The following is a 23,506-nucleotide window of genomic DNA, read 5'->3' on the forward strand; positions in this document are numbered from 1 at the left end:
ATCAGTCCTCCAGACCAGGAAATGAGAAAGCGCCCGCGATGCGCCGCCGCCACCAGGGCACCAGCCGGGTCGCGCATACGCTGCGCCCCCAATAGGCGTGGATGATCGTGTCCGGACTGGTCGCGATGGCGCAGTGCTTGGCCACGCAGCCCGCGCCCATGCGAAACATCAGCACGTCGCCCGCATTCGCCGCCCCCACCGGGATTTCCCGCAACCAGATGCGCCCTGCCTCCAGCAGCGTATCGTCACTGCTGAGGTCTGCCCAGTCCGGCGTATATGGCGGCACGGGCTGCGGCTCCGCCCCGACAAGTTCGCGCCAGACGCCGCGTACGAGGCCGAGGCAATCGGCCCCCGCGCCCCTCCGGCTTGCCTGATGCTGATAGGGCGTGCCAAGCCAGCCGCGCGCGGCCTTGACGATGTCAGCACGCCTCATCGTCGGCCTCCGTCATTGCCCGCCGCTGCAGGCCCGGAAAGCACGAAATCCTGCCCGGGCAGATGCGGAAATCCGCGATAGTTCTCGGCGTTTGAGAAGACATCGCGGCAGGTCTGGAACCGCTTGTCGCAACTCTGCCCATCGACACCAGCAAGGCCGCACCTTGCATCGCCCAGCGCCGCATCGCAGCGGCGCGAGATAAGACGTCCGACCGGTCGCTCAAGTTCTGCCTTCAGCGAAATCAGCTCGGCCTCGAACTGATCGCCCCGCTGCGTGATCTCACTCAGAAAGCCGGTCCAGATGAGGATGCGATCATCTGGGGCCTGCCAGTCGACGCGATAGACATGGACCCGCGCCCGCGTCCACAATCCCGTAGCAAGATCGGCCTCTGTCAGAGCATCCGCGATAAGCGCCCCATCACCGCTTGCCCGGCCGGGCCGCAACCCACCGGCAGTTTCAAACCTCGCGGCCGAGAGGGCCACGCCGGGGCTGTAGGTCACGCCGCCAAACGTCAGTGCACGGTCATGATCCGTCAGGCCGACCGTGAACCCGTCTGGCCGCTCCAACCGCCAGCAGAGGCAGGTGGTCGCCGCGCCGTTTGTAAGCCTCGTCTCAAACGCTTCGCTTATCTGTTTCATATGGCCCCCGCTCAGAAAATCTCGACCAGAGGCAGGCTCACCACCCGTCCGGATCCGGCCGTCTCAAAGCTCACTTCCAGGGCGTCCGTGTCGAAGCGCACGGGCCAGTCATATTCGAAGCCCGCCGTGAGGATGGCGCCCGCTTCCGGGGCGACGTCGAAGGCGACCTCGCCCGTCACCTCGTCCACCTCCCAACCGGTGAGAAGCTCGGCGCCATTCACGCCGATGCGCACGCTCCCAAGGGCAGGTTTCAGGACCGGGCGTTCAATGCCACTATCCGCCATAGCCAGCTGGAATACGGTGCGGGTCCCGTCGCCCGTGCCAAGCCCCTCATCGGTCGGCGACACCGCCATGCCAGGCGCCGCGCTAGAGAAGGCCGCAGGGTCGCGAAAGCGGAACCCGGACAAACGCCCGCGCCGCGCATTGAAGAAGCTGACCAGACTGTCGAACGCCTCCACACTGAGCGGCGGTGTCACCACCTCCCAGCGCCGCTGTGGACGCGACCAGCGGGCATTGCGGACTTCCCTTCCGCTCGACAGCACCAGCGTCTCTGTCTGCCAGACAGGCCCGCTGGTAGAGCCAAATCCGGGTGGCACCGGCAGGCGACCTTCGTGAAATCCTGCAAGGCTCATGTGAACCTCCGCCCGATTGCGGCGGCTTTCGCCACGGCCTTGGAAAGCTCGCGTGTCGAGGTGGCTTGTGTGGCACCGACGCCCGATCGCGGAAGATTGAAGGTCAGCGATGTGCCCGCCGCGCCGAAGCCAGCCCGCGCGAGCGCAGCTTCTGCCGCAATGCTCGCAAGGTCCGCCAGCACCGCCCGCGTCATCTGCGAGAAGTCGAGCTCGCCAGACCGCGCGGCCCGCGACAGGGCCGCTTCTATGCCTGCGCCTGCCTCACTGAAGGCGGCTTCCAGCGAAGCTGCCGCGGCCTGTCCCGGCCCGTCGGCGAGGGCGGCCAGCGCGTCGCCTGCGCGGTCCAGCTCTGTTGTAAAATCATCCATTCGCCTCTGTCCTTTCATCCGGACGTGTCTTCATCATCAGGTCGAATTCCCTGCGGGGCAGCGAAGGACCGGAAGGGGTCGTCAGCGCACGCCATTCGAGCAGACTCAGTTTCCAGAATTGCGCAGGCGCGATGCCCATCAGCGCCGCCGCGCGCAGCATTTCAGCCCACGCCAGCACGGAATGCCTCCGCTACGGCCGCCGCAGCAGCGGCTGGCTGGATGTTGAGGCGTGCCAAACCATCCGGCTCAATCTGTTCACCGCCACCTTTAATCAGTATAGAAACAAGCTGCAGAAGTTCGGCTGCCGACAGCCGCCTCATGCGCGCCTGAAGGTCTGCCAGCGATGCACACCCGAAGGCGCTCTCGATCTCGGCTAGCGCCCCCAGCGTCAGGCAGAGCACCCGCTTCTGACCAGCCACGTCCAGACTCACTTCTCCCCGCGCGCCGTTCATGCGCTTGCCTCGAATGTGATCTGTCCTGCGCTCTGCAGGTCGATCGCGAAGGTCGCCTCGCCATCGAAACTGCCCGCCCAGCCAAGCTGCGCGATCTGGAATGGCCCGGTGAAGTCACCAAAACCCGGCACGCACAGCTTGAAGCTGCAGAGCTCCCCCGAAAGAAACACCGACCGAAGCCGGGCATCGCTTGCCGCGTCCTTGAACAGGCCGCGTCCCCGCACCCGCATGGAGCGCAGCCCTGCTTCGCCGAGCAGTTCACGCCAGCCACCCGGGCTGTCCATGCTCGTCGCGTCGACGTTCTGCTGTTCCAGGTCGAAACTGCTTGTGCGGATCCCTGCCACTGTCGTGAATGCCTCAGGCAAGGCGCCGTCAGATATCTTGATCAGGACATCGCGTCCTCTTTGACCGCTCATTCGCCCGCTCCCTCAAGAATAATTCGCACCCGGAGCACACCTCGAAACTCCCGAAGGTCCGGCGTGCGCATCACGTCGCTATAGAGCGTCTGGGACAGCACACTTCGCAGCCCGTCAGAGCCGAAAGAAAACGCGTTCAGTACCCGGCGTAGCTCGCTCAGGATGCGCATCGCCTCGGTGCGCCCACCCATCCGGCTTCGCAAGCCAAAGCTCAGCGTATGAGCGCTTCCGGCATGGCCTGCACTCCCATTGGGTCGAACATCGTGGCGCTCCAGCTCGACGCAGGGAAAGACGGGCTCATCGCTCTCGCCATCGAAAATCCGCGCAGGATTTCCGAGATATGCCTGAACACCCGCATCGCTGCGCAGGGCTTCCATCACGGCGAGCTGAAGCTCTGCTTCCACGCCTGAAGGGAGTGACGGCGCACTCATAGCCGCACCTCACGGCGCGCGGAGATGAGAGCCTCTGCCGCTTCGGACACGACGACATCATTGCTGCCGCGCCGATAGGTGGCATCCGCCATGACCAGAAGCGCGAGCGACAGGTCTTCTGGCACATCCGCCGCGCCGCCAAACCCGGCAACGAAATCGACCTCCACCCGCGCGCCGGTCTCTATCGCTAGCAACCAGCTGCCTGGGCGCAGGCACAGCCGCTGGCCATCCAGCACGAAGCGGCTGGTCAGGTCGGTCTCCACCTCCCCTGCCCGGCTCCGGACAGACACGAGCTCGCTGACAGGCCCGGCGGGCAGCCTGACACCAGATCTCGCCATCAGGTTGCGCGGCCAGACCGCAAAGCTCCATCGCAGCGTTCGGCGTACCAGGCACAGCCCGGCCTGCGTTTCCAGCGCCGCGCGCGCCCCGGCGATGAGCGAGGTCACCAGCTCATCTTCGCCGTCATGCCCGATGCGCAGATAGGATTTCGCCTTTGAAAGAGACACAGGCTCTTCGTCTGGCGGCGTAAGAACCGTCAGCGTCATAATCGTTTTCCGTCTATTGAAAGCTGCCTGCCCGACAGGCGACACGAGCGGTCGCGTTACGGGGCGGTATCAGCCTGCGATCGCTCGCAGGCTGACTTTGGTGACCGCGCTAGAAGACCATGGCCTTGATGGCGTCGAAGTTCTGGACGCCGCCGCCCACACGCTTGGTCGTGTAGAACAGGACATAAGGCTTGGCCGAATACGGATCGCGCAGCACCTGCGCGCCCTGCCTGTCCACGATCAGATAGCCGCGCCGGAAGTCGCCAAACGCGATCGCCGCATTGCCCGTACCGATGTCCGGCATGTCTTCCAGTTCGGTGACCGGATAGCCAAAGATCGTCTGACCCTCACCATTCATGCCCGGGCGCCAGAGATAGCGACCATCCGCATCCTTCAGCTTACGGACGGATGCGACCGTCTTGCGGTTCATCACGAACCGGCCATTGGAGCGGTACTGGCTCTTCGGCGTCTGGATGAGGTCGATGATCTGGTCACCGGCATCGCTGGCGGTAAAGTCGCCCGCGACCGAGCCGATCTTGCCCCAGGCATGGCTCGCTTCAGCGACGACGTCATAATCGAGGAAGCCCCTCGGCTTGCCGTCGCCATCACCTGTCACGAAGGCTGCGCTCTCCTGAATGGAGAAGGCCGCCTCGACCTCATCGGCCAGCCAGGCATCGACGTCGGCATAGCTGTCATTGAGCAGCGTTTGCGTCGCCGCGGGCATGGCATAGAGCTCACCCGCTGGGAATTCGAGCAGGCTGAGACCCGCCGTCGCCGTCTGTGTACGCGCCCCCGTTTCAGCAACCCAGGCCGCACCGACACCGAGGCTGACAGGCTTTCGATAAACGCCTGCCGTCGTCTGGCGCACACTTGCGATCTGGCGCATCGGAGAGGCCTGCATCAGCCTTGCCTCGATCAGGCGATCAAGCTCCGGCGGCGCTGTATAGCCGCCCTGATCATCGGTGCCCGCAGACAGGGATTTGACATCCAGACGCGCCAGCCCACTCTCATCGCCGCTGCGGATATAGCGCGACCAGGCCTCGCCCTGTTCGGTGCCCGATCGTGCCGGCGCGACCTCGTCCGGGCGCGCCGCTTTCAGGCTGATCTCATCAAGACGCCGGTCCAGCTTTTTCAGCTTTGCATCCAGCAGTGGGTCATGCGTGCCCTTCGCCTCGATCTCGGCAAGCCGCTCATCATTGGCCTGCTTATAGGCCTCGAATGCTGCCATCACTTCGGCCGTTGCAGCACTGCCTGCCTCGGCTGCCATCTTTGTTTCCTTGGTCATCTTTCTCCTTTCTCAGGCCGCCCGCGCGGCCCCTCCAATCTGTGTGAACCGGGCGAGTGGCTGCATTGGCGCCCCCACCAGCGAAATCTCGACAAGGTCGATGTCGATGAGGTCACGTCCGCCCTCGGGCCGGGGCTTCCAGAGCCGCGCACGAAATCCGATAGACAGGCCCGAAAGCCCAGCCTGAACCGCGCGCGAGGCGGCAGCACCATCAATCAGTCCACGGACGAATAGCCCACGACCATCCTCGACAAGGCGCGTCCAGCGACCGGCCACAGCACCGGACCTATGCTGCAACAGCATGGGCACAGCGCCCGCTCTCAGGCTGCGCGCAAAGGCTCCAGCCCTCACCACGTCGCCAGACAGATCTGCAGCGCCAAACAGGGCCGCATAACCTTCAACCAGAAGCGGCGAGGGCGTCATGGCTTCGCCTCCAGCCGGGCTTCGATCCGGTCCAGCTGGTTCTCGATGGCCTCGAGATGGGCTTCCACCCGCGCCAGTCGCTCGGCGACCGGGCGTGCAATGTCCGCGCGCTGTTCCAGCATGGAAATCCGCTCTGCGGCTGCCCCTGCCCAGACGAGCGCCCCGCCCGTCTGAAGCGCGAGCGCCAGTACGAAGCCGGCCGTTATCTTGCGCTCGATCATTGGCTTAGCCCCGCGAGAGCACGCTTCTCTTCGGTGGTCAGGAAACTCGCCGCCTCAAGCCGCGCCCACAGCGCATCCCGCTCGCCTGAAAAGGCTGGCACGTCCTCCAGGTCCGGGCGCACCTCGACATCGTCGAACCGTCCCGACAGCCAGACACTCAACGCGTCGGCAACCTTGTGAACCAGAGGCAGAACCGTCAGGCGCCAGAAGGCGAGGTTCGCTTCCTTATAGGTCGCATAGGTATTGTCGCCCGGAATGCCGAGCAGCATGGGCGGCACCCCAAAAGCAAGCGAAATCTCCCGCGCGGCCGCATGGCGCGTGCCTGCAAAATCCATCTCTGCGGGCGACAGCGACATGGGCTTCCAGTCGAGCCCGCCATCGAGCAACAAAGGACGCCCGGCATTCGCCGCGCCGGAATGCGCGCTTTCCAGCTCTTCCTTCAGACGGTCGAATTGCGACGGCGTCAGGCCTGCCCCCTCGCCGTCATAGACCAGCGCGCCAGATGGCCGGGCCGCATTCTCGATCAGCGCCTTTGCCCAGGCCGCGGCGCCATTGTGAAGGTCCAACGCCTTGCGCGCCGCCGCCAGTGGGGAAAGCCCCATCACGCTGTCTGACGGATGATAGAGTTTGAGGTGCAGCACAGGGCTCCAGCCATCGGCCTCGCGATAGATGATCCGCTCGCCGCGGCGCTTGCGCACGGCCCAGCCAATCAGGCCGCCCTCACTATTTGTCTGTGGACGGATTGTGTCGGCGCGCAGCCCGAAAAGGCCTTTGGGTGCGGCCTCCCCGGCTAGCGTCACGGCCTCTGCCCAGGCATTGCCCGTAATCTGCAAGTCACCATAAAGCCGCTCCAACAGCACCCTGCCCGCCTCATCGGGCGAGGGCCGCGCAAGCAGCGCGCCGACATCTTCATCATTCGTCGTCAGCGGTATGGACGCGGCCGCCTCGGCAATCATCCGCACGCAACGGTAGGCGATTGCGTTTCCAGCATAGCCGTCGCGCATCAGCGCGCTCGCATCATGACTGCCCCAGCCTGCGCTGGGCAGGCTCGCCAGTGCGATGAAGGATTGCGCCGAACGCGTCTCGACTGTCTGCCAGGGCCATCTCATCTATCACCGTTCTCCTTCGCTTGGGGCGCGCCGCGACAGCGCACTCCCTGTTTTTCAGCGTGAATGAAGTTCTAGCCGGGAGGGACATCCGGTCTGACAAAACGGCTGGACGCCAATAACGGCGGCAGGATCGTTCGGGACACGACACCATCCGTGCACGCACGAAGCTACCAAAGCTGACGAATACTGGGCTGACGTCCCGTAGCCGTCTCCAGCGTCGTGATCGCCCAGACCAGTGCATCCACCCTGTCGGGAGAGCCCTGCATCCCGCTGCTGCCAAACTGCAGCATCTCTTCTTCCAGTTCGGCAAACTGTCCCGCATGCGACACTCGCCCACGCTCATAAAGCGCGATCACGGGTGCCGCCCGCGCTGTCTTTGAAAGCCGCGCATGCACCAGCTGGATCGGCACATCGCATCCGCCTGACCGCAAGACTGACCGGACCAGCTCGCCGCCCTGATTGGCCTCGGCAACGATCCGGCTCGCGCCCAGGCGCACCGCCAGCGTCACGGCCGCTTCAGCCCATACGGCAGGCGATTTTCCCTGAAGTGTCGCATCCTCCAGGACCCAGAATTGAACCCCGCCGCCGGCCGCATTGGTCGCGCCTGCCGCGATCAGGCCGCAGGCGTCGGCGCTGTCCCCGATACTGACAGGCGGATCGACCGCGACGATGATATCGCCCAGCTGCGGCGGAGGCCTGCCGGCGCGCGCGGCCAACAGCATGGCACGTGTCCAGAAAACACCGTCTTCAGCCTCGAGAAACTCTCCCTCCAGCTCCTGACGGCCCAGCCGCGTGCCGCCCATGCGCGCCTCAATGTGAGAGATGAAGGCAGGCGACAGGTACTCGGCATTGTCCCGCGTGGCGCTTCGGGTCACTGCCACACCGCCTTCACTCATCAGCTGACGGATGAGCGGCGTTCGCCGGGGCGTCGTCGTTATGACAGCGCGCGGATGCCGCCCGAGGCGCAGGCCAAGCTGCAGCATTTCGAACGTATCCTTGTCCCGTTTCCAGGCCGCGACCTCATCGCACCACGCCGCGTCAAATTGCGGGCCGCGTAGACTGTCCGGATCCTCCGACGAAAAAGCCTGCGCCACCGCGCCATTCGGCCAGACCAGCCGCCTGCGGGAGCTTTCATAGACAGGCGGCGCTTCGCCTGGCCGCGCGATCTGGCAGAGGCCAGACACCCCGTCGATCATCGTTTCGCGCACATCATGCAGGGTCGGCCCGACCAGAGCGATGGAGCGCAGCCCGCCGAACAGCGCGCCAAAGCGCACCCATTCAGCCCCCGCCCGCGTCTTGCCAGACCCCCGCCCGCCAAGCGCCAGCCAGCTATTCCAGTCGCCAGCGGGCGCACACTGGGGGCCACGCGCCGTCAGCACGAATGGCAGGGCTGCATCGCCCGCCAGCTCATTCACTGTATCTGTCATCGCCCGCAGACTAGCTGCGCACACAACACGGTCGGAGAGATTGCCGCCCCGCCCCAGCCTGCTAAGCTTGGCAGCGTGGGGAGGAAGCCAACATGTTCCTGTTCTTGCTCTGGTGGTGCGTTGACGACCACCTTGCTGCCGCGCTGGAAACGCCGGGCCTCGGCACCCTGCCGATCTGGGTCCCGCTGATCCTGTCTCTCGCGTTCAGTTTCACGCTTCAGGGCGCCGTCAAGAAACGCAAAGACTGAGCGTGGCTGCCAAGTCGCCACTTTCGAAGGGCCGGCCCGCGCCTTCGGCTGGCTCATCTGCCGTCTCGTGGGTCTGGCGACAGGTCTGCGCCCTCATTCTCCGGGCCGGGGGCTGGAAGGTCGATGGCGACTGGCCACAGGCCGACAAGGTCGTCCTCGTCGCTGCCCCGCACACGTCGAACTGGGATGGGTTCTGGATGCTCATGGCGGCCGGATACTACCGGGTAAAGCTGCGCTGGATGGGCAAGAAATCCCTCGTCGATCACCCGCTGGGCGGCTTCATCCGCTGGCTTGGCTGCGTACCTGTCGACCGCGATGCCGCAGGTGAATTCGTCGACCAGATGGCAGACGCTTTCGACACTGCCGACCGGCTCGTCCTCGCCGTCGCGCCGGAAGGCACGCGCGCGGGCACCCCGGTCTGGAAGAGCGGCTTCTACCGCATCGCTCTTCGCGCCAAAGTGCCCCTGCTCATCACCGTTCTCGACTATGGGTCACGCACGATCGCGGTGCGCGGCCTGTTCCAGCCGACAGGCGACTACGCCGCCGATCTGCCCGCCATCCGCGCATACTACGCCGACGCGCAGGGTCGCCACCGCGCGAAGTTCTCGATGTCGGAAGACGGCGAACCCTAGTTCGGCTCAGACACCTGCACGACCAGCTTGCCGAGGTTCTTGCCAGTGAAGAGCCGGTCCAGCGAAGATGGCGCATTCTCAAGTCCTTCGACAACATCGGTCTCGAACTTCAGCTTGCCCTCCATCAGCCAGCCCGCCATCGCCTGCATGCCTTCCGGAAAACGCTCGCTATAGTCGGTCACGATAAAGCCCTTGAGCGTCACATGCCGCATCAGCAGCATGGAGAAGTTGTATGGCCCCGGCACCGGCTCAGTCGCATTGTAGGATGAGATCAGGCCGCAGAGCGGCATGCGCGCGAAATCATTGAGGCGCATCAGGATCGTGTCCATGATCTCGCCGCCGACATTCTCGAAGTTGATGTCGATCCCGTTCGGGCAATGGCGGTCCAGCGCCGCGCCAACATCCTCTTTCTTGTAATTGATCGCGGCATCGAAGCCCGCGGTCTCAGTAAGCCATTTGCACTTGTCATCAGAGCCAGCAATGCCAACGACGCGGCATCCCTGAATTTTCGCAATCTGGCCAACCATGGAGCCGACAGCACCAGCAGCCGCCGACACCACGACCGTCTCGCCCGGCTTGGGTTTACCGATATCCATCAGGCCGAAATACGCCGTCATCCCTGTCATGCCGATCGGGCCCATGAACGCTGTCAGCGGCACGCCCGGTAGCTCTGGCAGCTTGTTGACCTCGGCACCCGGTTTCACCTGATAGAGCGACCACTGGCCAAGCCCGGTATTGACGATATCGCCTGCCTTCAGTCCGTCGAAACGGCTCTCCTCGACAACGGAGATACCGCCGCCGCGCATTGGATCGCCAATCTGGACGGGCGGCATGTACTGCTCGCGGTCTGACATCCAGATGCGGTTGGTCGGGTCCAGCGACAGATAGATGGTCCGCAGGCACACCTCGCCATCGTTCAGATCACGCACCGGGCTTTCAACGAGGTCGAGGTCGCCCTCGCCCACATCACCTACAGGCCGCTTTTTCAGGATCCAGGTCTTGTTCATTCGTGCCACGGCGAGCTCCTCCAGTTTCATGCATGATCTTGGCTGCACTCTTGGCGCAGCATCTCTCTCACATGCTTGAAGCGCAGAAGGCGCGGCGAGATCAATGCTGACCTCACGGGAAGCGGCCAAAGCGGAACGCATGCCGCGTCCCGCTTGCCGTGACTAGTTCGTCGCCCCGGTCACTGCATCGACAGGGATGTCGTAGTGGCGCGCGCAGAACTGGCAGTCGATGCCCAGCGTGCCGTCTTCTTCGGCCATCTCCCGCAGCGACTCGTCAGGCATGCCAGATAGCGTGTGGCGCAGCCTTTCCTCGTTGCAGGTGCAATTATCGTCCAGTGGCTCCGGCGACTGCATCCGCACCCCGCCCTCATGGAACAGCCGGTAGAGAAGATCCTGCGCCGGCAGCTCTTCTGAGCATAGCTCATCAGCTTCCAGCGTGTTGAACAGCGCCATCGCCTCGCGCCAGCCGTCATCAGTGTCGCCGCGCGCGTCATCGCTCGCCATTTTCTGGATCATCATGCCGCCAGCATGCCACTCACCGGCCGCGTCGCGCTTCACCGAAAGCGCAAGACAGGTCTGAACCTGCTGCGACTGATGGAAATAGTCCTCGGCGCACTCAGCCAGAGAGCCTTTCATCAGCGGTACGATGCCCTGATAGGGCTGAACGTTGCGGTTATCCTGGATGATGATCAGCGCCAGCGCACCCTGCGGCCCGAAGAGCTGCGGCATGTGTGGCTTCTCTCCGCGATTTACCTTCTCCAGATAAGCCCAGCGTTCGGCCTCAAAGCGCGAATAGGCGCGCACACTGCCATCAGTGCTGTATTCACCGACCAGCATGGAGACCGGCCCGTCGCCTTCTGCCTGCGCCAGAATCCGGCCCTGAAACTTCATCGCCGACCCGATCAGCGTGGACAGCAGAACGGCTTCACCGAGGATTTCTCCAAGATGGTCTGGATAGGCGTGGCGCTGTAGTATTGGCGACAGGGACCGCGGCCCCATCCGTACGATCCGCCCGGTAATCGGCAGCGCATCAGAGGTAAATGCGGCCACGAAATCGTCTTGCGCTGGTGATACTGAGCTCACTTTCAGTCCTCGCTGTCTCTCGTCTTCGCGCGTCATGTGGCGGTGCATATGTCCACAGACAAGAAGGCGGTTGCAGGGCCTTGAACCTGGCCGAATGCCTCACGCCTTACCGAATTAGTTGAAATCAAACATAAGCGCGAAAGCGCAATTTAAGCTCAATTGCCTAAGCCGGACTCCCAGTAGATCAAAGAGGACGTCGCTGTGCTTTCGAACCTGCGTTCATTTCTGACACTTGATCCAGAACACGTCGAAGTCAACCGCGCCCGTTATGTGGCTCTCAGCAAGCAGATACCGCTGATGTACTCCATCCTTGGTATCAACCTGCTTGGCCTGTCGCTGACACACCTCGGCGCAGCCCCGAAACTCATGACGATCCACCTGCCTGCCGTGATGCTTGGCTTCATGACGCTGCGCAGCATCAAATACATTCGAGGCCGCGACCGGGTGCTGACCGACGCCCAGATCTTCCGCAGCCTTCGCAACACCATCCTGCTCGTCGTGCCGGTAGGTGCCATTTTCGGCGTCTGGGGCATATTCTTCCTGCCCTATGGCAATACCGGCCAGAATGCGCAGGCCATCTTCTTCAACGCCGTCTCCGTGTCTGCCTGTGCCTTCTGCCTTGTACACCTGCGGCAGGCATCCATCCTGGTGCTGGCGACGGTGACGCCGCTGACCTGTATCCTCCTCTTCTCACAAGGCTCGTTTGCCTATTCGTCCGTGGCCTTCAATCTGCTTCTGGTGTCGATTGTCCTGGGGCATATCCTGATCAATCTTGAGCGCGACTTCGTCCAGATGGTCGAGCAGGAGATCGAGCATGGTCGCCAACGCGACAAGCTTCAGGCCCTGTCTGAGGAGAACTACCGCCTTGCCAATACAGACAGCCTGACGGCCCTGCCCAACCGCCGCCAGTTCCTGTTCGAGATCGATGAGCTCGTCGAGGAATGCCGGGAAAAGGATCGCACCTTTGTCGTCGCCCTGCTCGATCTCGATGGCTTCAAAGCGGTCAATGACGTCTTCGGGCATCCCGCCGGCGACGCCGTCCTGATTGAAACAGCAAACCGCCTGAATGCGGCCTTCGCAGACCATGATGCGACAGTCGCCCGGCTCGCTGGCGACGAGTTCGGCCTGCTGATCCGTAGCCAGCTCAGCGATGAAGAAGTGACAGCGATTGCACGCCGCGCCTGCGAAGCGCTGCGTCAGCCCTTCGAATTTGACGATGGGTCTGCGAACCTGTCGGCCACCATTGGTCTGGCGCGCTTCCCGCACAGCGCCGACACGCGCAGCCACCTCTTCGACCGGGCCGACTATGCGCTCTACTTCGCCAAACATCACAACAAGTCCGAACCGGTCTTCTTCTCACAGGAGCATGAGCGCCTCGTCTTCGAGAATAGCGCCATTGAGCAGGGCCTGCGCCACGCAGACCTCGAAAAGGAAATGTCGGTCGAGTTCCAGCCTGTGCTCGACCTGCACCAAGGTCATACGTCCGGGCTCGAAGCCCTTGCCCGTTGGTATTCGCCAACGCTGGGCAATGTGCGCCCGGACCGCTTCATTCAGATCGCAGAGAATGCTGGCATCATCGGCAGACTGAGCGAAGTCCTTTTCCGTAAGGCGGTCACCGAGGCGTGCCAGTGGCCGGGTGACCTGACGCTCAGCTTCAACCTTTCAGCGGTCAGCCTCAACACACCGGGCGCCGTGTCCCGCCTTCTCTCCATCGCCCGCAAGGCTGGCTTCCCGGTTTCACGACTCGTCTTCGAGATCACGGAATCTGCCGTTCTCAAGGACTTCGAAAGCGCACTCGACGTGCTGGAAGAGATCAAGGCAGCCGGTGCGCGCATTGCGATCGATGACTTCGGCACCGGCTTCTCCAGCCTTGCCTATGTCCACCGTCTGCCAATCGACGCGCTGAAGGTTGACCGCAGCTTCGTCAGGGACCTGACCCACAATCAGAAGAGCGCCAACGTACTCCGCTCGATCCTCGATCTCTGTGAGAATATGGGCCTGTCCTGCGTCGTCGAAGGTGTAGAGACGCAGGAGCAGTTCGACCTCATCAGCGATCTCGGCGCTGGCCAGATACAGGGCTTCTATTACTCGAAGCCCCTCTCTGGCGGCGACACGCATATGGTCCTGCAAATCGAGTTTCACGACCAGCTCATGTCGCTGGCCAGTTAGAGCGTTTCCGACTTCGTCGGAACGCGAGGGCGATCAAGGCGAGCCCGGCGCGAATGCGCCGCCCCCGCGGAGCTTCGGAGCCGATCGCGCAGCGATCATTTGATCCAGTGGATGAAATGAAGGCGGAGAAGGCCACGCCAGTGGCAGCTTCAGCGGGCCGGCGTGAGCGCAAACAAAACGACGACCGATCCCGCTGAAAGCGGAATTGGTCTAGCCTATTTCACCCAGGCGCCCGGTGCATTCGACCGATAGCCAAGTGCCCGGTATGCCGCATCGATCAGCGACTGGCCGCGATCATTCATCAGAAGGCCCAGGCCCATCTGTGACATCGTATAGCTGAAGGCGAGGCCGCATTCGGGGTCAGCAAAGCCGATATGGCCGCCCGCGCCGACATGACCGAACGCTTCCCTGCCCATGATCGCAGACTGCGCCTGCGCCCCCGGCAGCGCGCGGTTGTCCATCGACTTCATGAAGCCTGACGCAAAGCGCGTTGGCACCAGAAGCGTCGCATCCCGCTGCGTCGCCGTCGACACCATCGACATCGCCGCCACACGGTCCTTTGAGACAAGCGAGCCGTCATTCACGGCAAGCGGCGTATACATGGCGACCTGCCCGCGCGCATTGGAAATGCCGCCAGCCCCGCCAATCTCGGCCTTGTGCGCATCCTTGTCATTGGCGCCCCAACCGCCATTGTTCAGGAAAGACAGCGCCTGAATGGAGGTCGGGTCTCCCATCAGCAGCCCGGCGAAATCCGACACCGGGTCACCCTTTTGCGGGATATAGGGCAGGATATCAGCCATGTGCGGCTCAACGCCATCAGGCAGGCCAATCCAGAATTTTGCGCCCGTTGGGCCTGCCACTTCATCAGCAAAGAACTGCCCCAGCGACTTGCCCGAAACGCGGCGCACCAGCTCACCGACTGTCCACCCAAAATTGACCATATGATAGCCATTGCGCGTGCCCGGCTCCCACCAGGCTGGCTCATCTTCCATGCGCTTGATCATATAGTCCCAGTCGAGAAAGCCCTTCTCTTTCACCGGCTCGCGCAGGGCCGGAATGGCGCTCTCATGGTTCAGCATCATCTGGACCGTGGTCTTTTCCTTCCCGGCCTTCGCAAACTCGGGCCAGTACTTTGAAACCGGCGCCTGCAGCTCAAGCTCGCCGCGGTCAATCAGGATATGCGCGCAGATTGCGGTCGCCGCTTTGGTGCAGGAAAAGACGATCGAGGCCGTGTCTTCGCGCCAGGCGTCGCCCGTCTTCACATCGGCAACCCCGCCCCAGAGGTCGACCAGCGTCTCACCGCCGACACTCAGGCAGACCGATGCGCCCTTCTCGCCGCGCTCGGCGAAATTGCGCTCAAACTCTTCCCGGATTTCAGCAAACTTCGGGTCGCAATGCCCGTGAACCTGACCTGACATGATGCTTGTCTCTCCCTCGTCTTTTGACGCGGATATGAAACGAGCGCAGTTGCGATATCAAGCAGAGAGATATCTGACGCAGGGTCAGCTGAAGAAAACGAGATAGGTCGCGAAACCGGCAAACAGCAGAAGGCCGCCGACGAGGATTTCGACATCATATTTCTTGAGCAGCTTCTCCGCGCTCTGGCCGACCAGCATGACAAGGATAGCGATGGCCAGAAACCTGATCGAACGCGACGAAGCAACGGCAGCAATGAATAGCAGGATCGGGAAGCCCGCTGCGCCGGCAGCCGCCACACCCACCTGAAACGGAAATGGCGTGACACCGATCATGAACAGCGTTGCAAACCCGTCCTCTCTCAGCTTCTGAAGCGTCGCGTCGTAGGTTTCCTGCGCACCGAACATGGAAATCATGGGCTGTAGCAGATCATCAGCCAGCGCCGCGCCCAGCCAGTAGATCAGCAGACCGCCCAGCACATTGCCGAGCAACAGCGCCAGCGCGACGAGCCAGGCCTGTTTGCGTTTCATCACCATCATCGGAATGTAGACGGGCTCCATCGGCACAACGACGAAGCTGCCTTCAAGAAAACCGACGAGAACAGCGATGGGATAGAAAAGCGGCCCCTTCGCCCAGGATGCAATTTTCGCCCGTACCGACTGGTCCGGCTGCTCTGTCAGGGTCTGCGTCATCCATCGCAAACGGTTCGCGTCGCTGCGATGTTCCCCGCTTTACCGCGAAACCCTCGCGCGGTCGAGCGCAGCCATATTGACGGCCTGTAGCGGCGACCTACCTGCGCAAAGGCTTAGAGGGAAGCGGGGATCGTGCATCATGTCTGAAACTACAGTCGACAAGGCATACCGTATGCTGACGTCGGACGATGATGGCCGCGTCTGCCGGGATATTCCTGAAAGCGCGTGCAATGATCAGCCGCGCAACTTCATCACTCATATCGTGTCGCTGGGTGCCACGAAGACCGCCGACGGGCTGATCGACCCCAAACTCGTCCTCTCATGGCTACTCACCCAGCTTGGCGCGCCAGCTGTCTATATCGGCCTACTCGTCCCAGTCAGGGAATCTGGCGCCCTCCTACCCCAGCTACTTACAGCGGCGAGTTTGCGGCGCCTCGCAAAGCGCAAATGGGCGTGGAGCATCGGAAGTGCCGTTCAGGGTCTCAGCGCCGCATCCATCGCGCTAGCGGCAATCTTTCTAGAGGGGGCCGCAGCCGGCATCGCCATCGTTACAGCCCTTGGCATCCTTGCCCTCGCCCGAAGTGTCTGTTCGGTGACGTACAAGGACGTGCTCGGCAAGACCGTCTCCAAGGCGAGGCGAGGCACGGCCACCGGCACGGCCAGCTCACTTGCGGCGCTATTTGTCATCATCTTTGGCGTGGTCCTCGCCACTGGCACGCTTGCGCGCATGCCCGTCGTGCTTGCTGGCCTCCTCATCGCTGCGGGGCTGTGGCTGCTTGCGGCCGTTCTGTTCTCGACCCTCCAGGAAGAAGCTGGCGCAACCGAAGGCGGTGAGAATCCGCTGTCAGCGGCCATGGAAAATTTCGGACTTCTGGCCAGGGACGCCCAGCTGCGCCGCTTCATCGCCGCCCGCGGCCTGCTGATCTCAACCGCCCTCGCCCCGCCTTTCATGGTGGCGCTCGGCTCTGATGGAGAGGCAGAAAATGCGTTTGGCGGGCTCGGCCTTCTCGTCATCGCGTCTGCAGGCGCCTCGCTGCTCAGCTCCTATGTCTGGGGCCGACTTGCAGACCGCTCCAGCCGCAAAGTGCTCATCTTCTCAGCCATCGCAGCGACGATTGCCCTCGCCGCCACGCTGACATTAGATGCCGTTGGCCTTTTGACCGCTGTCTGGGGACTGCCTGCCGTTATCTTCGCACTTATGCTGGCTTATCAGGGGGTGCGCCTTGGTCGCTCGACCCACCTCGTCGACATGGCGACGCAAGACACGCGCGCAGCCTATACAGCTCTGTCGAACACCATCATCGGCCTGTTGCTAGCTGCTGGCGGGGCCTTCAGCTTGCTGGCGGAATTTGCGGGCGTATCGGCGGTCATCGGCGTTCTTGCCGGGATGAGCGCACTGTCGGTCATCGCAAGTCTTGGTCTGGAAGAAGTTCAGGCCAAGGACGACTAGCTGATCGCTGGCGCCAACCGGTCATCATCCTCGTCTTCAACGCTCTCGTCTGCCGACAAGGCAGAGCTATCGCCAAGCTCCTCCTCGAGAATTGGGTCCGGCCTATCGCAGGCGTCGGACCCCTCATCCAAGGCCTCATTCACGATCGCAGAATCCTCAGGGTCGCATTCGGTTCGCCCCTGCAGGAAGGTATCGAGCCAGGAGAGCTCCGGCGTGCGCTCAGTGAACGCCTTCAGCGCGATAAGCATTGGCGTCGACAGGAACATGCCGACGAATGACCAGAGCCAGGCCCAGAAGGCGAGCGACAGGAAGACCGCGACCGCATTCAGCTTGAGGCGACGTCCAACAGCCACGGGCGTGATAAACTGGCCCTCAGCAGTGTTGATCAGCCAATAAATGAAAGGGGGCGCAAGCGTCATGAAGACGCTATCAAAAGTCACAAGAGCCATCACGAATGCAAAGCCGATCCCGGCGAGCGAGCCGACATAGGGAATGAAGTTCAGCGCGAATGCGATCACGCCAAAGAAAACAGGGTCAGGCATTCCGAGCGCCCACATCGCCAGCGCGATCACGGTGCCAAGGATAAGGTTGATGGCAAAGATGGTCAGGAAGTAGGTGGAAAGCTGGTTTTCGACTTCCCGGGCAATGCCCACCGATACGCGCTTTCGCGACGCGGTCGGCATGACACGCACAAGCTTCTCATAGAACATGTCGCCAGAGCCGATCAGGAAGGTCGCAAGGACAATCGATAGCGCGGCCTGACCCAGCACGTATGGGGTCGTCTCGGCCCAGAGACTGAAAATGCCCTCTTCTCTGACAACCACCCGCTCCGGGCCCTGATTGCCGCCCTGCATTTCCTCTATCTGTTTGCCCGCCTCACGGACAGGTTCGAGCACGCCTGAGATCTCCTGCAGACGCTCCTTGATCCGGTTCATGATCTGCGGCTCGTCGCTGAGGATCGTCGCGAGCGAATTGGAGATGATATACAGGGTCGAGAAAGCGGCCAGGCAGAAGACCGTCATGATAATGGCTGCCGCGAAGGCCGGGCCAATACCCGCCTTGCCCATCCAGCGTCTGACAGGGCTGAAAATCAGCGCGAGGAACAACGCGAAGACAACGGGAATGAAGAAAGCCTGAGCGAACGACAGCGCGCTGATAATCGCCAGGACGAACAGCCCGATAATGGCCCAATGTGTGGCCGGCTCGACCTTGCCTGACAGAATACCGCTCTTCAAATCGCCCTACCCGAATTGCCCACTCCCGGCGTCTTTGCCGGGAGACCAATCGGTTAACGGGCAAAATCGAGGAGCGTTCCCAACCGCGTCTGACGACGCCTAGTCTGCGGGGCGTGCCGCCTGCGCCTCGATCTCGACGCGCCAGCCCGGACGGATGAGGCCGGCAACCTCCATCACGGCGCGGGCTGGCTTGTTCGGCTGCTCTGGCGTGCCGAAGTATTGCGAATAGCCTTCCATGAAACCCGCAAAATCAAGCCGCCCACCGGTCGCCTCGTCGCCGACAAGATAGACGCGCATCATGACGATATCGCCGAGCGACCAGCCAGCATCTTCCATCCGGTTTCGCATCTCGTCGAGCACGGTCTCGGTCTGGCGTTTGGTATCACCATAGGCGTCGCGGCTGTTCGGGTCGGCGTCCGGGTCAACGACCTGCGGAACGATGCCGCTGACATACATCGTCTCGATATTGCCGGAGGTCTCAATTGCCATGGAAATCGGAAAGTCGGATCCGGGTATCGCGATGCGGTTGACGACGCCCGGCGCCTTGGCCTCACCGCTCGCCTCAGTCGCGCCCTCATCGCCTGCACCGCCGCACGCTGCGACCAGTGCAGCTGCCACGATAATCGTGCCTGCGCTCCGCAAATCCGAAATCTTCATGCTCGTCCCCTAACCTGCTCTGGTACGCTCGTGCACCTGCGCGACCGCATGGTGCGATGATCTTATAGCTGCTTCCATCCATGCGCCAATCGGGCTGAGATGCTGGCCGGCAAAGACAACGGGCCCGTCGCCGCCCATGACGGCATCCACATCTGCCTTGCCCGGATGATCGCTCTCACGTTCGCTCGCCCACGCCCCCATCGAATGAGGCACATGGGCCCAGTTCACCCCGGCAGGCCGCCTGAGCTGCACCGCCTTGCCGGGATGGATGCGGTCCACCGAAGCGCGTGAGGCAGCGAACTGCTCATCCCAGCTCATCGCGGCAAAGCGCTCCGACTGGTCGGCAAAATTATAGGTCCCGATCAGGACGCCTTCCCGGGCCTGGAAGTCCCCGCTCGGATACCAGGCCATATTGGAGTCGCTGTCGACGAAGGAAATGCCGCCATAGATATACTCGTCGGTCTCCCAGAAGCGCGGCGACTGCCAGGCCACCTTGCCCGCAGCGCTGTATCTGAACGCCTTGATGCCTTGCTTTACGGGTGCTGACAGGCCCGTCTGTAGCTTCTGCACGATTGAGAATGGCAGCGTACAGATACAGAAATCGGCATCGATCGCGGCGCTGGTGCCATCCTTCTTGTCATAGAGAACACGCACACCGTCACCGCTACGCCCGAAATAGCTGACCCGGACGCCATATTCGATTTCACGGCGAAGACGCGCGGCAAAGGCATATGGAATGGCATCCATGCCATCGACCGGCTGCAGCATGGTCGCCTGCTGGAAGAGCCCCTCGGTGAAAAGCAGATTGCCTGCAAGTGAACCCTCGGCGATCAGCTCTGTCAGTGGGATGGCTGGCCGCGGTGTAGAGGAGACATTGAGGACGGTCGGCTCAACCTCAAAGCCGCTACGGTCACTGCCCGCATAGACACGCTCGCCGCCCAACGCCCCATAGACAGACAGGAAGTCGAGCAGCCTTTCCTTGTCCTGCGCCGACAATTCGCTATCGAGCGCGCCCTTGCCAGCAACCTTGGCCAGCAGTTCGCTCACCCCGCCGCGCAGGTCATTCTTGACCTGTCTGTGGTCGACCGGAACGCCATTGCGCAGTTTTGAACTCACAAATTTGGACGCGCCGCTTTCATTGACCAGCGCTTCAAGCCGCACTCCGAACTCCCGGCAATAGTCCAGCACGCCTGTGTGAACTGAGGGGATCCGCGCGGCGCCCGCATTGAAATAGTGGCCTGCATCAAAGCTGCAGCGCTGCGGCGGCAGATGGTCATGCTCCAGCACGCTGCCCCTGCGCACCGTCCAGACCCGCCCGCCCGGACGCTCGCGCGCCTCCAGGACGGTGACCTCATATCCCGCCTTCTTTAGCTCGTGCGCGGCGACCAGCCCTGCAATGCCCGCCCCCAGAATGACGACACGCTGTCCCGCCCCATGTATGGCATCGGCCTCTGGAGGGCCACGATATGGGCCAGCCTCAGCGACCAGCCCCAACGCCTCTATCGCTGTGTATGCCCCGGCGACCCCCATCACCCGGGAAAAATTCCAGATCACATCGCGTCTAGAAATCGACTGGCCCATATCGCCCCCTCAGCGGGCGATTTTCACGCCAGGCAATGTGGCATGGCCAGCAATTCCGGTGGTTCGGCCCGGAAAACCGGCACGCTGACCAAAATTTGTGACGCGTCAGGCAGTCCTGCCCTTGGAAATTCACATCTGGCCACCAGCTGACACAAAACCGTCACGCTGCTTCAGCGGGCCTTGGTCTCAGGAGTTCGAAATGTCCGCCGTTCTCAGCGCCGCTTTGCGAGCTGTGTTTGCAATCACAGTGGCTGCGCTCCTCATCTGCAATGCCGCAGATGCCCAGAACACCTCTTCTGTCTCCGGCCCGACAGTCTCAGCTGGCGACAGATCGGTAGAGTACCGCCTCGGCTGGATACCGGGAGAGGAAGGTGTCGGCGACAACTTCGCACACCGCGTTGATTTTGGCGCCGCACTCAACGAGCGTACGGCCTTCAAGGTCTTTGCAAACTTTGAGGACCGGCCCGGGGCAGACCCGCGCTTTGACAATCTAAACGCTGAATACCTGATAGAGCTTTCGCCGGAGAATGCCCCCGTTTGGCAAACCGGCATCCGCTTTGATGCTCGCCTGTCCAACGGGCCTGACCCAGAGCGGATCGGCTTTAACTGGCTCAACCAATGGCGATTGTCTGACCGGCTGAGAGCCCGCGCCCAGTTCATCGCGACGCGCCAGTTTGGTGAGACTGCCAGCCGGGCTGTCGCCTTTGAACTGCGCTCCAGCCTGATCTGGCAGGCAACCGAGCAATACGACATCTCCCTGCTCAGCTTCACAAATCTCGGCGATAGCGACGATTTTGGCATGGACGGTCAGGTTCAGGAGCTTGGCCCGACATTGAGCGGCGATCTACCCAACGGATTTGGCTGGACCGTCGGCACACTTTTCGGGCTGACGGACGAGGCCCCGGATCAGGACTTCCGCTTCTGGGTCAGCAAAAGCTTCTGACCACTTGCCCTTGCGTCCCCATTAGACAGCGCCGCGGCCTCTGCTACTCAATCTCTCAACAGAGGATAAGAGGAAGCAGGCAATGGCGTTGAAAGTGGAAAAAGGCGACGGCGTCTGGACGGTCAAATTCAACCGGCCAGAGCGGATGAACGCCATAAATGAGCCGATGTCGGTAGAGCTTCTGGAGCTCTTTGAAAGCCTCCGGCGCAACGAAGACGTCCGCGTTGTTATCCTCACCGGCGAAGGGCGCGCCTTCAATGCGGGCGCTGACCTGAAAGCAGGCGGCACACCCGAAGCCCTGCGCGATGGCCCGCGCGGTGACTGGCGCCTGCGCGATACGGTAAAGGCAATGCGCGCCTGCCCTCAGCCAATCATCTCTCTCGTCAACGGCGCAGCCGCCGGCGGCGGTCTCGCCCTCGCGCTCGCCAGCGACATCATCGTCGCCGCCAAGGGCGCCATGCTTGTGCCGGCCTTCATCAAGATCGGCCTCTCTGGCTCAGAGCTTGGTGTCAGCTGGCGGCTTCAGCGCACCATGGGTATCTCGGCAGCGCGTGAGTTTCTCTTCACCTCACGCCCGATGAACGCCGATCAGGCGCTCGGCCATGGCATTGTCTCCGCCGTCGTCGAACCAGACGAGCTCATGGCCTATGGCAACCAGCTGGCCACCGAAATGCTGCAGGCGGCGCCGGACGCCCTGCGCGTCACCAAGCGAACGCTCGACGCCGCGCTGGAGATGCCCGACCCTGCCCTGCTGATGGAGCTTGAAGAGCGCTCCCAGTCTTCCTTCGTCCGGCGAAACATCCGCCAGCGCAAGGCAGAGACCAGCTAGTCGAACATCACCACCTGGCGGGCGACCGTGCCCTTATTGTCCTTGAGGTTCTGCAGCGCGCCGGTGATCCCGTCCAGGCCGATCCGGTCGGAGACGAGATCGTCGAGGTGCAGGCGGCCCTGCTTGTAGAGCTCGATCAGGCGCGGGAAATCGACCCGGAACCGGTTCGAGCCCATGACAGCGCCCTGCAGCCGCTTCTCGGTCACCAGAAGCTCGATGCCCGGCACTTCGATGTTCACGCCCGGCGGGATCATGCCGATAATCGTGGAGACGCCGCGGGGGCGCAGCATCAGATAGGACTGCTCGGCGGTCTGCTTGAGGCCGATACACTCAAATGAGTAATGCACGCCGCCGCCGGTCAGCTCTTTGACCTGCTCGATCGGATCGCCATTCTTCGGATTGACGAAATCGGTCGCGCCAAACTTCTTGGCCATCTTCAGCTTGTCGTCGGAAAGGTCGATTGCGATGATCCGGCTCGCCCCGGCAATCGCCGCGCCATTGATGGCCGATAGGCCCACACCGCCGCAGCCTACCACGGCAACCGTTGAACCCGGCTCGACCTGGGCTGCATGAAACACGGACCCGACACCGGTAATCACACCGCACCCGATTAGCGCGGCCCGGTCCATCGGCATCTCAGGGTCGATGGCGCAGAGCGTGTTTTCATGCACCAGGATCTGCTCAGCAAAGGAAGAGAGGTTCAGGAACTGATTGAGCTTTTCCTTGCCCGCATAAAGCCGCGGCGCGTCATCATCGGCGCGCTGGAAAAGGGGCCGGTTCACCGTGTGGCAGACCGACATGTGGCCTGTCAGGCAGTGCTCGCACGTCCCGCAGAAGGGCGAGAGGATCGAGACGACATGATCGCCCGACTTCACGGCCGACACCATGCTGCCCACCTGCTCGACCACGCCCGCGCTCTCATGGCCAAGGATCGTCGGCAGTTCGTGCGGGAAAGCCCCATCCCAGAAGTGCACGTCAGAATGGCAGACGCCAACCGCCTTAAGGCGCACCAGCACCTCACGCGGCCCCGGTTTGGAAATCGAGACCTCTTCAATCGACAGCGGCTTATTCGGCTCGCGCAGTACGGCAGCTTTCATGGGGTTTCCTCCTGTTTGCGGGCTGCTTTGGCGCAGCCTCTTCAAGCTGGAGAAAACGCTACCATGAGGTCAGAGACCTGTCATTGC

The 23,506-nt window shown here is 62.5% G+C and carries 28 protein-coding genes; 6 read left to right on the forward strand and 22 right to left on the reverse strand.

Annotation, left to right across the window (positions count from 1 at the left end; all coding sequences use genetic code 11):
- Position 1 precedes the first annotated feature (1 nt).
- From D1222_RS08595 to D1222_RS08660, 14 genes are all read right to left on the reverse strand, one after another.
- Positions 2-433 carry an NlpC/P60 family protein gene (locus tag D1222_RS08595; RefSeq protein WP_119453857.1) on the reverse strand — a complete coding sequence of 144 codons (432 nt, stop codon included), beginning with the start codon at positions 431-433 and terminating at the stop codon, positions 2-4.
- Positions 430-1,071 carry a DUF2163 domain-containing protein gene (locus D1222_RS08600; RefSeq protein WP_119453858.1) on the reverse strand — a complete coding sequence of 214 codons (642 nt, stop codon included), beginning with the start codon at positions 1,069-1,071 and terminating at the stop codon, positions 430-432. The genes D1222_RS08595 and D1222_RS08600 overlap by 4 nt, the downstream gene beginning before the upstream one ends.
- 11 nt (positions 1,072-1,082) lie before the next feature.
- Complete coding sequence (locus tag D1222_RS08605; RefSeq protein WP_119453859.1) at positions 1,083-1,703, reverse strand: DUF2460 domain-containing protein; 621 nt, start codon at positions 1,701-1,703, stop codon at positions 1,083-1,085.
- Complete coding sequence (locus tag D1222_RS08610) at positions 1,700-2,071, reverse strand: phage tail tape measure C-terminal domain-containing protein (protein ID WP_182481921.1); 372 nt, start codon at positions 2,069-2,071, stop codon at positions 1,700-1,702. The genes D1222_RS08605 and D1222_RS08610 overlap by 4 nt, the downstream gene beginning before the upstream one ends.
- Positions 2,064-2,249, reverse strand: coding sequence for a phage tail assembly chaperone (locus D1222_RS08615; RefSeq protein ID WP_182481922.1), 186 nt, complete (start codon positions 2,247-2,249; stop codon positions 2,064-2,066). The genes D1222_RS08610 and D1222_RS08615 overlap by 8 nt, the downstream gene beginning before the upstream one ends.
- Positions 2,233-2,502 carry a GTA-gp10 family protein gene (locus D1222_RS08620; RefSeq protein ID WP_233348613.1) on the reverse strand — a complete coding sequence of 90 codons (270 nt, stop codon included), beginning with the start codon at positions 2,500-2,502 and terminating at the stop codon, positions 2,233-2,235. The genes D1222_RS08615 and D1222_RS08620 overlap by 17 nt, the downstream gene beginning before the upstream one ends.
- 17 nt (positions 2,503-2,519) lie before the next feature.
- Positions 2,520-2,939 carry a phage major tail protein, TP901-1 family gene (locus D1222_RS08625; protein ID WP_119453863.1) on the reverse strand — a complete coding sequence of 140 codons (420 nt, stop codon included), beginning with the start codon at positions 2,937-2,939 and terminating at the stop codon, positions 2,520-2,522.
- Positions 2,936-3,370: a DUF3168 domain-containing protein gene (locus D1222_RS08630; RefSeq protein ID WP_119453864.1), complete on the reverse strand. Its 435-nt coding sequence runs from the start codon at positions 3,368-3,370 to the stop codon at positions 2,936-2,938. The genes D1222_RS08625 and D1222_RS08630 overlap by 4 nt, the downstream gene beginning before the upstream one ends.
- Positions 3,367-3,915, reverse strand: coding sequence for a head-tail connector protein (locus D1222_RS08635; RefSeq protein ID WP_119453865.1), 549 nt, complete (start codon positions 3,913-3,915; stop codon positions 3,367-3,369). Before D1222_RS08635 ends, D1222_RS08630 begins: the two co-directional genes overlap by 4 nt.
- A 109-nt stretch (positions 3,916-4,024) precedes the next feature.
- Complete coding sequence (locus D1222_RS08640; RefSeq protein WP_119453866.1) at positions 4,025-5,200, reverse strand: phage major capsid protein; 1,176 nt, start codon at positions 5,198-5,200, stop codon at positions 4,025-4,027.
- Between the two features lie 12 nt (positions 5,201-5,212).
- Positions 5,213-5,623, reverse strand: a complete 411-nt coding sequence (locus tag D1222_RS08645) for an HK97 family phage prohead protease (protein ID WP_119453867.1) — start codon at positions 5,621-5,623, stop codon at positions 5,213-5,215.
- Positions 5,620-5,844 (reverse strand): hypothetical protein, encoded by a 225-nt coding sequence (locus D1222_RS08650; protein ID WP_119380698.1) that lies wholly within the window; start codon positions 5,842-5,844, stop codon positions 5,620-5,622. Before D1222_RS08650 ends, D1222_RS08645 begins: the two co-directional genes overlap by 4 nt.
- Complete coding sequence (locus tag D1222_RS08655; protein ID WP_119453868.1) at positions 5,841-6,953, reverse strand: phage portal protein; 1,113 nt, start codon at positions 6,951-6,953, stop codon at positions 5,841-5,843. The genes D1222_RS08650 and D1222_RS08655 overlap by 4 nt, the downstream gene beginning before the upstream one ends.
- Before the next feature lie 167 nt (positions 6,954-7,120).
- Positions 7,121-8,380 (reverse strand): DNA-packaging protein, encoded by a 1,260-nt coding sequence (locus D1222_RS08660; protein WP_119453869.1) that lies wholly within the window; start codon positions 8,378-8,380, stop codon positions 7,121-7,123.
- 92 nt (positions 8,381-8,472) lie between these two features.
- Here D1222_RS08660 and D1222_RS15750 point away from each other — a divergent pair, with 92 nt between their 5' ends.
- Entirely contained in the window at positions 8,473-8,628 is a 156-nt protein-coding gene (locus D1222_RS15750; protein WP_182481923.1) for a hypothetical protein, read from the forward strand.
- 2 nt (positions 8,629-8,630) lie between these two features.
- Positions 8,631-9,260 (forward strand): 1-acyl-sn-glycerol-3-phosphate acyltransferase, encoded by a 630-nt coding sequence (locus D1222_RS08665; RefSeq protein ID WP_182481924.1) that lies wholly within the window; start codon positions 8,631-8,633, stop codon positions 9,258-9,260.
- Here D1222_RS08665 and D1222_RS08670 read toward each other — a convergent pair.
- Together D1222_RS08670 and hslO are read right to left on the reverse strand one after the other, a co-directional pair.
- Entirely contained in the window at positions 9,257-10,267 is a 1,011-nt protein-coding gene (locus tag D1222_RS08670; RefSeq protein WP_119453871.1) for an NADP-dependent oxidoreductase, read from the reverse strand. The two genes, D1222_RS08665 and D1222_RS08670, sit on opposite strands and share 4 nt — an antisense overlap.
- Before the next feature lie 162 nt (positions 10,268-10,429).
- The gene (gene hslO / locus D1222_RS08675) at positions 10,430-11,317 is read right to left on the reverse strand and encodes an Hsp33 family molecular chaperone HslO (protein WP_233348615.1); all 888 of its coding nucleotides are present in this window, start codon (positions 11,315-11,317) and stop codon (positions 10,430-10,432) included.
- 234 nt (positions 11,318-11,551) lie between these two features.
- Between hslO and D1222_RS08680 the strand changes: the two genes are divergently transcribed.
- Entirely contained in the window at positions 11,552-13,519 is a 1,968-nt protein-coding gene (locus D1222_RS08680) for a putative bifunctional diguanylate cyclase/phosphodiesterase (protein WP_119453873.1), read from the forward strand.
- 215 nt (positions 13,520-13,734) lie between these two features.
- Here the strand turns inward: D1222_RS08680 and D1222_RS08685 are convergent, their stop codons facing one another.
- Complete coding sequence (locus tag D1222_RS08685) at positions 13,735-14,937, reverse strand: serine hydrolase domain-containing protein (RefSeq protein ID WP_119453874.1); 1,203 nt, start codon at positions 14,935-14,937, stop codon at positions 13,735-13,737.
- An 84-nt stretch (positions 14,938-15,021) separates the two neighbouring features.
- On the reverse strand, positions 15,022-15,627 hold the full coding sequence (locus tag D1222_RS08690) for a YqaA family protein (protein WP_119453875.1): 606 nt from the start codon (positions 15,625-15,627) through the stop codon (positions 15,022-15,024).
- 139 nt (positions 15,628-15,766) lie between these two features.
- Between D1222_RS08690 and D1222_RS08695 the strand changes: the two genes are divergently transcribed.
- On the forward strand, positions 15,767-17,077 hold the full coding sequence (locus tag D1222_RS08695; protein WP_119453876.1) for an MFS transporter: 1,311 nt from the start codon (positions 15,767-15,769) through the stop codon (positions 17,075-17,077).
- Here the strand turns inward: D1222_RS08695 and D1222_RS08700 are convergent.
- The 3 genes from D1222_RS08700 to D1222_RS08710 all read right to left on the reverse strand — a co-directional run bounded on the left by D1222_RS08700 (position 17,074) and on the right by D1222_RS08710 (position 20,550).
- Positions 17,074-18,312 carry an AI-2E family transporter gene (locus D1222_RS08700; RefSeq protein ID WP_119453877.1) on the reverse strand — a complete coding sequence of 413 codons (1,239 nt, stop codon included), beginning with the start codon at positions 18,310-18,312 and terminating at the stop codon, positions 17,074-17,076. The genes D1222_RS08695 and D1222_RS08700 overlap by 4 nt on opposite strands.
- 99 nt (positions 18,313-18,411) lie before the next feature.
- Positions 18,412-18,969 (reverse strand): RidA family protein, encoded by a 558-nt coding sequence (locus tag D1222_RS08705; protein WP_119453878.1) that lies wholly within the window; start codon positions 18,967-18,969, stop codon positions 18,412-18,414.
- Between the two features lie 9 nt (positions 18,970-18,978).
- The gene (locus D1222_RS08710; protein ID WP_119453879.1) at positions 18,979-20,550 is read right to left on the reverse strand and encodes an NAD(P)/FAD-dependent oxidoreductase; all 1,572 of its coding nucleotides are present in this window, start codon (positions 20,548-20,550) and stop codon (positions 18,979-18,981) included.
- 199 nt (positions 20,551-20,749) lie between these two features.
- Between D1222_RS08710 and D1222_RS08715 the strand changes: the two genes are divergently transcribed.
- Both D1222_RS08715 and D1222_RS08720 read left to right on the forward strand, forming a co-directional pair.
- The gene (locus D1222_RS08715; protein WP_119453880.1) at positions 20,750-21,493 is read left to right on the forward strand and encodes a hypothetical protein; all 744 of its coding nucleotides are present in this window, start codon (positions 20,750-20,752) and stop codon (positions 21,491-21,493) included.
- A gap of 82 nt (positions 21,494-21,575) precedes the next feature.
- Complete coding sequence (locus D1222_RS08720) at positions 21,576-22,322, forward strand: enoyl-CoA hydratase/isomerase family protein (RefSeq protein WP_119453881.1); 747 nt, start codon at positions 21,576-21,578, stop codon at positions 22,320-22,322.
- Here the strand turns inward: D1222_RS08720 and D1222_RS08725 are convergent.
- The gene (locus D1222_RS08725; protein WP_119453882.1) at positions 22,319-23,419 is read right to left on the reverse strand and encodes a Zn-dependent alcohol dehydrogenase; all 1,101 of its coding nucleotides are present in this window, start codon (positions 23,417-23,419) and stop codon (positions 22,319-22,321) included. The genes D1222_RS08720 and D1222_RS08725 overlap by 4 nt on opposite strands.
- Between the last annotated feature and the right edge of the window lie 87 nt (positions 23,420-23,506).

Source organism: Henriciella algicola, from assembly GCF_003576245.1.
Lineage (GTDB): Bacteria > Pseudomonadota > Alphaproteobacteria > Caulobacterales > Hyphomonadaceae > Henriciella > Henriciella algicola.

Coding starts and splice junctions, on each gene's coding strand:
- D1222_RS08635 (WP_119453865.1), bottom strand. CDS start 3,915: ATGACGCTGACGGTTCTTACGCCGCCAGACGAAGAGCCTGTGTCTCTT.
- D1222_RS08595 (WP_119453857.1), bottom strand. CDS start 433: ATGAGGCGTGCTGACATCGTCAAGGCCGCGCGCGGCTGGCTTGGCACG.
- D1222_RS08710 (WP_119453879.1), bottom strand. CDS start 20,550: ATGGGCCAGTCGATTTCTAGACGCGATGTGATCTGGAATTTTTCCCGG.
- D1222_RS08685 (WP_119453874.1), bottom strand. CDS start 14,937: ATGTCAGGTCAGGTTCACGGGCATTGCGACCCGAAGTTTGCTGAAATC.
- D1222_RS08705 (WP_119453878.1), bottom strand. CDS start 18,969: ATGAAGATTTCGGATTTGCGGAGCGCAGGCACGATTATCGTGGCAGCT.
- D1222_RS08610 (WP_182481921.1), bottom strand. CDS start 2,071: ATGGATGATTTTACAACAGAGCTGGACCGCGCAGGCGACGCGCTGGCC.
- D1222_RS08600 (WP_119453858.1), bottom strand. CDS start 1,071: ATGAAACAGATAAGCGAAGCGTTTGAGACGAGGCTTACAAACGGCGCG.
- D1222_RS08605 (WP_119453859.1), bottom strand. CDS start 1,703: ATGAGCCTTGCAGGATTTCACGAAGGTCGCCTGCCGGTGCCACCCGGA.
- D1222_RS15750 (WP_182481923.1), top strand. CDS start 8,473: ATGTTCCTGTTCTTGCTCTGGTGGTGCGTTGACGACCACCTTGCTGCC.
- D1222_RS08645 (WP_119453867.1), bottom strand. CDS start 5,623: ATGACGCCCTCGCCGCTTCTGGTTGAAGGTTATGCGGCCCTGTTTGGC.
- D1222_RS08715 (WP_119453880.1), top strand. CDS start 20,750: ATGTCCGCCGTTCTCAGCGCCGCTTTGCGAGCTGTGTTTGCAATCACA.
- D1222_RS08655 (WP_119453868.1), bottom strand. CDS start 6,953: ATGAGATGGCCCTGGCAGACAGTCGAGACGCGTTCGGCGCAATCCTTC.
- D1222_RS08650 (WP_119380698.1), bottom strand. CDS start 5,844: ATGATCGAGCGCAAGATAACGGCCGGCTTCGTACTGGCGCTCGCGCTT.
- D1222_RS08690 (WP_119453875.1), bottom strand. CDS start 15,627: ATGACGCAGACCCTGACAGAGCAGCCGGACCAGTCGGTACGGGCGAAA.
- D1222_RS08695 (WP_119453876.1), top strand. CDS start 15,767: ATGTCTGAAACTACAGTCGACAAGGCATACCGTATGCTGACGTCGGAC.
- D1222_RS08725 (WP_119453882.1), bottom strand. CDS start 23,419: ATGAAAGCTGCCGTACTGCGCGAGCCGAATAAGCCGCTGTCGATTGAA.
- D1222_RS08720 (WP_119453881.1), top strand. CDS start 21,576: ATGGCGTTGAAAGTGGAAAAAGGCGACGGCGTCTGGACGGTCAAATTC.
- D1222_RS08660 (WP_119453869.1), bottom strand. CDS start 8,380: ATGACAGATACAGTGAATGAGCTGGCGGGCGATGCAGCCCTGCCATTC.
- D1222_RS08630 (WP_119453864.1), bottom strand. CDS start 3,370: ATGAGTGCGCCGTCACTCCCTTCAGGCGTGGAAGCAGAGCTTCAGCTC.
- D1222_RS08625 (WP_119453863.1), bottom strand. CDS start 2,939: ATGAGCGGTCAAAGAGGACGCGATGTCCTGATCAAGATATCTGACGGC.
- D1222_RS08670 (WP_119453871.1), bottom strand. CDS start 10,267: ATGAACAAGACCTGGATCCTGAAAAAGCGGCCTGTAGGTGATGTGGGC.
- D1222_RS08640 (WP_119453866.1), bottom strand. CDS start 5,200: ATGACCAAGGAAACAAAGATGGCAGCCGAGGCAGGCAGTGCTGCAACG.